The sequence below is a fragment of the Butyrivibrio sp. genome (genome assembly GCF_024699075.1).
This window is the reverse complement of the sequence record NZ_JAILQF010000477.1, coordinates 1-7596: the sequence shown is the minus strand read 5'-3', so window position 1 is coordinate 7596 and position 7596 is coordinate 1. Positions and strand designations below refer to the sequence as shown.

Sequence of the window (7596 nt, the reverse complement as noted above, 5' to 3'; positions counted from 1 at the left end):
ATAGTATCTTTTTTCTCATAGTCTAATTGCCTAATCCTCTAGCTGAAATAATTAAGATCTTCATCCAAAAATATATGAAAAATCTTTTTTTATTCTTCGTCTAGTTTAAGTTCATCTCCATAATAGTACAGTTTGTCGTCAAAACCTATTTCCTGACGCTTCTCATCCTGAAGTATCTGTAATTCATCCATCGTTATAGCATTTTTCCTTCTGCTTCAAGCGCAGCTCTCGCTAAATTATAAGGATCTTGAGGATTAGATTTGTCTTCCTCTATGTTATGGTTATCTATATCGACAATATACACATAATAGTACGGTTCTACTACTTCTGTATCAAAACATATTTCAATTACATATAGTCCTATACTAGCACGCCCCTGCCAATAGTGTTTAATTCATTTCTTCATACAACACTGACCAGTTATTCTCATTTAGATTCACATCCATATATCCCGGAATTGTCTCTTTTAGATTCCATGCGCCTTTATCCTCTGACAAGAAATAAATCGCACAATGGAATTCATAACCATATTTGTCTTTTTCATAATAATTTATGTCCAGCTCATTATTGTCCCTAAGGATAAACTGAGCTGTAGATATATCTATTTCTTCTGGAATATCTATTGGAGCTTTTTCTTTTACTTCATCAATAGTTACTTCTTTTGCATCGTATAAATAAAACTCACCGTCGCGTAAATACAGATGATATAGTAATTGGCATCTTCCGCTTCCGTTCAAATCCGAAAGAGTGCTTCCTTCTTCATAGTCAAAAAAGGATCTATAGGCCTCTTCGTACCAAACAATTTCAGTATCGCTTATAAACTTCTTCTGTCCATAAATATTGAGCTTCGGAGTACAATTCTTGATGCTATCTTCAGAAACAGAATACACGCATCCAATTCCATCAACGCCGATGTACCCATTTATGCTTATAAAGCTTTGCGAATCACCTTCAGCAAGTTCTTGCGATGTTGCTATATAACTGCCTTCATAATCTTCCAACAAAGTAGTATTGTATTCTTCGTCTACAAAACAAATCTTATTCACATACCAATATTCAAAAGAATCATCATAATCCGGAATCCCAGGATCTTCTTCGTAACCTTCAACGACAAAAGCTTCATTATTACCATCAGCATCCAGATCCACAATGAAGCTTGCTCTGCTACATCCCTCTGCCAGATCTTCGCTAATAGCTTTTGAAAATTCATTATCTTTTGTATCTAAATCTATTGATTTGATATTATTGCTTTCTTGTTGTGTAGAGGTATTATCATCTGTTTCAAAAGTGTTGTCGATAGAAGCATCATCAGAATCTCCAATACTCTCACTTGATAAGTTTTCAACTAAAGAATTATTCTGATTATCGCATTCTTCTGTTTTTTCATTATTGGAATAGTCTATTTCTTTTCTTCCACAAGCAGTTATAATAATCCCAAGTACAAAAATATATGTAATAAGTCTTTTCATAAGCTCTCCTAATCATTCTGCACTGACTGTCCACGTATTATCTTTTGATCCTTCACTGTCATTACCATCTTGCTCCGCAACAAAAGAATACTCTGGAAAGACAATATCACCAGCTATTCTGTGCTTTCTTGATAGATTCATGAATTGTATCAAGTTCTCTCCAGGTCTGTGCCATCTTGTTGTTAAGAAGGTCGTCAAGCAATTCTCTTGCCATATCTCCATCTTCACCCTCCCAGACTTCTTCTGTCAGAGAATTGAGATCTCCCCTTCCTTTGTTAATAATGTCTTCTGTTGTGTTCATCGCAATCTCATGTTGCTTTCTTACTTCCTCGAGCATGTCGAGGTTCATTTTGATCTTACTCATGCTGTCTCCTTAAAAATGATATGTTGAAAAATGAAAGAGCACAAAACTCCCCACATTATTGTACATAGCTCTTAATTTTATTTCTTCATTTTCCGACGAAACGACATTTTTATGCGATGAATGACAAAATGATTAACACTAACACACAAAATTAGAACTGATTAATACTAATAGATAAAATTAAAAAGAACTGATAAACGCATCCGTTTACCAGTTCAATACTTCTACTATGAGTCACATCACCTTTCGGATAATTGCCAGCCTCAGGAATACGTGATACCTATGCCCTTTTAAAAATATGAAGTTGCAGCTTCCCCATCATGACACTGCCTTCTCGTCTGTATAGTACTGAGCCTGAGCGTTCCAAAGTTCGTAGTACTTGCCGGATTCGTCTTTGAGAAGATCCTGATGAGTTCCTTTTTGGATAACTTTTCCTTCATGGAACACTGCTATCTCATCGCAGAACTTACAGGACGAGAGCCTGTGGCTTATGTATACTGCTGTTCTGTCATCCACCATGTCGTTGAATCTCTCATATATCTCTGCTTCTGCAACAGGATCAAGAGCTGCAGTCGGCTCATCGAGGATGATGAATGGTGCATCCTTGTAAAGAGCTCTTGCAATAGCGATCTTCTGGGCTTCGCCGCCTGAAACATCAACGCCTTCTTTATCCAGATCCTTGTAAAGATGTGTCTTAAGGCCTTTGGGCATCTTATCAAATCTGTCATCAAAGCCTGCTTCCCTCAGGCATTTCATAACTTTAGCTTCATCATATGAATGGCTTGTTGCAACGTTCTCACCAAGCGGCATTGCAAACAATTTGAAATCCTGGAAAACTATAGAAAAGATATTCATGTACTCATCATAGCGGTACTTCCTGATATCAATTCCATTAAGGAAGATCGTACCTTCTGTAGGATCATAAAGTCTGCATAGAAGCTTAATAAAAGTTGTCTTGCCGGATCCGTTCATACCAACGATAGCAAGCTTTTCACCAACAGTAAACTTAAGATTTACATTTCTAAGAGCATAGTCATCACTACCCGGATACTTGAAGGATACATCTCTGAACTCAATCTCATATTTGTTGTCACGCCTTTTTTCAGTTGTGAGGCTTCCCTGATACATATTGTTGGGCAGACTTAAGAATTCAAAAGTATCCTCTAGGAACTTACCGTTACTCTTTAATTCTTCAATCTGAGATATAAGTCCATTTATTCCATAGAAAACGCCTGTAACAGCTGCAATATACTGAGTAGCAGAGCCTATCGGAAAAGCTCCTGCCCATGCCTTGGCACATACAAAAAAGTATATGATACCGGCCATTATATTCTGAAAAACAACAGAGAGGGATGAAAGAATGCCTACCTTACCTATAAACTTTTCAGCAAGTGAAGACTTTTCTGTAAATATATCACCGCTGCTCATATAACTTGTTGTAATCTTATCCTGTCTGTAAAGTCTTATATCTGCTGCCCTTGAACGGTCGTGAGAAAACCATCCATAGGCTGAAAATCTTCTGTTTCCAAGTCTTGCTTCATCCGAATAATCAGACCATGCCTTCTGCCTGAAGCTAAAAAAGTATCCGGAAAGTGTTGCATTAACTACCATAAGTACTACTATCAAAGCAGCAATCAGCGGATTATTAAGAATAGTAAATTTGCCTTTTGTAACAGGAAGTACAAACATACTAACTGATAAAGCAAGACAGCAGATAATTGAAAGTACAGAATCAAGTAGATTTTCCAAGCAGTATATTGAACGGAGCAGCCCCCAGGATGACCAGTTCATGTTCTGCTCTATCTGCGCCTGCATATCTGCAATCTTTTGACTGTCAACATCGACATAGTCCATACTTGACTTTTTGTCTGCAAGAATTTTCTCGACAATTTGCCATAGTATATTATAATTTCTATGCTTTTCCAAAAGTCTTGCCAGTAACGAAGATATTACAGAAAGCCCTGCTGTTATCAAGAGTGTTATAAGCACCATTTTTGATATATCTTCTGCAGGCTCTGATGCTGCTATCATATTTATAAATCTTGCTGTAAGAGCAATTGGTACATAAATAGAAAATTTTGAAAAGAGCTTTGATATTATGATCAGTGTTATCATACCCTTTGAATACCTGCTCCAGATTTTTAAAGCCTTAAATTCACGCGATAACGCTGTCTTCATCGAAATCTGATCCTTCATTGTCTCCATCCTCTTTATAATATTTACTCTGAACACCATATATTTCTGCGTATTTTCCGTCTTTAGCCATCAGCTGTTCGTGAGTTCCCTCTTCTTTGATCTGTCCATCCTCTAAGTATAGGATCCTATCGCAGAATCTCGTTGAAGCAAGCCTATGTGATATGAAAATAGACTGCTTACCTTCCGTCATCTCGTTATAGCGAAGGTATATATTGTTCTCTGCTATTGGATCAAGCGCAGCTGTCGGTTCATCAAGAAGGATGATCGGAGAATCTTTGTAAAGAACTCTTGCAAGCATTAGTCTTTGCGTTTCGCCGCCTGACAGTTCCAATCCATCTTCAAATACATTTCTTGTTATCTGAGACTCTATACCTTTGGAAAAGGTATTAATCTTATCTATAAGACCTGCTTTTTCAAGACTTTGATTAAGTTTAGCTTCATCGTGATCAGAAATTGTCTGAGTGACATTCTCTTTAATTGAAGCAGGAATAACCGAAAACTCCTGGAATACTGCCGAGAAAATATCGTAATACTCCTGCCTGTTAAACTCTCTTATATCAATTCCATTAAGAAGTACCTGTCCATCAGTCGGATCAAGGAATCCTGAAAGAAGCTTTATGAGTGTTGTCTTTCCTGCACCGTTAAGTCCTACAATCGCTATCTTTTCCTTGGGTTCAATCTTAAGGTTCATATTTTTGATAGTATCTTTATCAGCTTCAGGATAGCGATAAGTAACATTTCTTAATTCAAAAACATACGGAGCCTCAGGTACCTTCTTTCCCCCTTCAAATCTAAAGGGTTCTTCCCAATCGATGAATTCGCGTAAGATAGAAAGATCTATGCTCTGCTTATGAAGCTCCAGAAGTTGATTAAGGATTCCTCCAACCCACTCCGAATATCCTGTAACGGCCGCAGAATATAGGAGAAACTCTGACAACGTAATCTTTCCGCTTATTGTCATGAATATCAGTACATAATATGCAACTGCATTTTTCAAAAAGGTAAGTACCACATCCAATAGATTTCCAAGGAAAAGACGCTTTTGATTTTTATTGATAAAAACTGCCAAAAGCTTCATATTCTTTTCCCAAAGATCACCTGCCCAGTTCGCTACTCCAAACAGTTTGATCTCCTTTGCATAATTTCTATCCTTAAGTACATTATTACAATAGAACAGCTTGTTAACGATCTCCGCTTTTTCTTCCTTATGCTTGTAGCTGTAGTTGGAAATCTTGGCATTAACAACAAATCCTATTATTGTGAGCACCGTAACAATAGCTGCTATCCTTACATCAAGACCAGATATCAGTATCAGATAAAAAACAAATCCAAGACTGTTTGCAATAAGCCCTTCCAGTGTTCCCCAAATAGCTTCAGTAGCAGAACTATTGCCACCAATAGCTTCATAAGCCTTTTCAGAAAACTCTATGAATTTGGTATCATAAAGGTTTGGATATGAAGTAGTGCAGCGTTTCTTTTCCAACTCTACAACAATACCAACCCTTGTGCCGATTCTGCCAAACTCACTGTTTGCGTTTAGATACTCAAGCAATCCGCCAAAGAAGATCATAAGAAGTGTAAATACTGCCACCCTTATCACAAACTGCGAAAAGCTTCCGTCCTCTTCTACAACCTGTAAGATCATTGGCGCTACGAGCATTTGGATAACGTTTTTACCAAATGTAGTAAGCGCTGTTGCAAGACAAAAGAAAAGTACTATCTTATGGCCATTCCAGGCTCTATTTATCATAAATACAATATTGCTTAGTATGGAATATTTTGGCTTTTTCTTGTTTTCCTTCGTTTTATCAGTATTATTATCCATAATTACCGCCCCATTTATTATTGTGCTAATCTCTTGGTGTCCGAATCTTTTTGATTCTGTTTTCTTTAATTCTATTTTTGTGTTTTCGCAGCTTTTTCTCCGGATTGATTCGCTACATGTCTTTTGACATTGTAATCATAGCATAAAAAACATCCCCAAATTTCTTCGGGGATGAATTGCTTTATTCTGGGGATGAATTTGTATTTTACTTACATCTGCGGTATCAGGATCTCTGTTGTAAAGGCTCCATCTTCACTGTTCCTGCTAAGGTAACCTCCAAGCCTATCCACGATTCCATCGATTCTGATAAGGCCAAAGCCGTGGCCTTCACCTTTGGTGGTGCTAAAGAGTTTGCCGATCTTCTTGAGCTTCTTGCCTGCAGTAAAGTTGGTAAAAGAAATATAGAGCTGAGTGCCCTTCATGTCCATATATACACGGATAATGCGCTCGGAGGCAGGGAGCTCTAAACTCGCCTCTATCGCATTATCAAAAAGATTGCCTATGATACAGCAAAGGTCAAGTTCTGACATTTTGAGCTTAACAGGAATGTGAGCATCGACCTGAACATTTATATCCTTGGACTGTGCAAGAGATATCTTACTGTTAAGGATCGCATCAGCCATGGCATTACCAGTCTTTATAACGGTATCAACAGTATTAAGATCCGTATCAAGCTGATCCAGATACGCTCTTATCCCATCCATGTCATTATTAGCCGCAAGAGCCTTCATCATCTGGATGTGGTTGCGGTAGTCATGCCTCCAACCGCGCATTTTCCTGTACATGTTATCGACTTCTTTATAGTGAGTCTCTACAAGTTCACGCTGGTATACTTCTATTTCTTTGTCTATCTTTTTTGTAAAAATATTCATAATGATATTCCACTCGTACTCAGATTCATTGATGTCATCTTCAGCAATTGAATTAGTAAGTATTCTAAATCAAACATATTACTGATTCAGGAGTTATTAATGATCGCGCGATTAACCTTCTCATAGCTCCCCCTCGGAAGCTGCACAGATCCGCCATCATTAAAGTAAATATCCGTCTTGGTAACCCTGCTGATACAGGTCAGATTTACAATACAGGATCTTCCGACCCTGAAAAACCTGTCATCAAGCTCTTTTTCCACATCGCTAAGAGTCTTTTTAACCGTAATATCCTTATCTGCATGAACAGTTATATAGTTAGCCCTGACATCAACATAGCGAATCCTGTAAATCGGAACCATATCTATCTCGCCGCCTGATTCAAGTATAAGCACCTTCCCGTCCTTTGAGATCTTCTTAACAGCCCTGTCAAGAACTTCAAACAGCTTATCCTCCTTGACCGGCTTCATCAGATAATGCAGCGCCGCTACCTCGTATCCTTCAGCTATATAATCAGAATAGCCGGTTATAAACACTATCTGGACACTGTCACTTGCCTGCCGGATCTTCTTAGCCATAGTAACTCCATCCATCTTGCCCATCTCGATATCCAGCAAAAGGATCTGGTAGCTCTTATCTTCCTCATACTCAAACAGGAACTCTTCTGCAGACGCAAATAGGCATACGTCTACACTATGACCACACTGACGTGCCCAATTACAAACAATATCATTTATATAATTTCTATCCACTTCTGTATCATCACAGATTGCTATCTTATAATCACTCATACTGTTATACTATCACAAAAAAACAAAAGTCAGCGCACTTATTCACATTAATCCTATCACACTTCGCACATACGAAATGGCT

Annotated in this window: 6 protein-coding genes; all 6 read right to left on the bottom strand. The window is 38.0% G+C overall.

Annotated features, from left to right (window positions below; genetic code table 11):
• Positions 1-389: 389 nt before the first annotated feature.
• Entirely contained in the window at positions 390-1469 is a 1080-nt protein-coding gene (locus tag K6G87_RS19035; RefSeq protein ID WP_296840833.1) for a hypothetical protein, read from the bottom strand.
• A 106-nt stretch (positions 1470-1575) separates the two neighbouring features.
• Positions 1576-1833 carry a WXG100 family type VII secretion target gene (locus K6G87_RS19030; RefSeq protein WP_296840830.1) on the bottom strand — a complete coding sequence of 86 codons (258 nt, stop codon included), beginning with the start codon at positions 1831-1833 and terminating at the stop codon, positions 1576-1578.
• Positions 1834-2151: 318 nt separating this feature from the next.
• Complete coding sequence (locus tag K6G87_RS19025) at positions 2152-4029, bottom strand: ABC transporter ATP-binding protein (protein ID WP_296840827.1); 1878 nt, start codon at positions 4027-4029, stop codon at positions 2152-2154.
• A complete protein-coding gene (locus tag K6G87_RS19020; protein WP_296840824.1) occupies positions 3989-5854 on the bottom strand; it encodes an ABC transporter ATP-binding protein in 1866 nt (621 codons plus the stop codon). Before K6G87_RS19020 ends, K6G87_RS19025 begins: the two co-directional genes overlap by 41 nt.
• A 209-nt stretch (positions 5855-6063) precedes the next feature.
• Positions 6064-6726, bottom strand: a complete 663-nt coding sequence (locus K6G87_RS19015) for a sensor histidine kinase (RefSeq protein ID WP_296840821.1) — start codon at positions 6724-6726, stop codon at positions 6064-6066.
• Between the two features lie 86 nt (positions 6727-6812).
• Positions 6813-7514 (bottom strand): LytR/AlgR family response regulator transcription factor, encoded by a 702-nt coding sequence (locus K6G87_RS19010; protein ID WP_296840819.1) that lies wholly within the window; start codon positions 7512-7514, stop codon positions 6813-6815.
• Between the last annotated feature and the right edge of the window lie 82 nt (positions 7515-7596).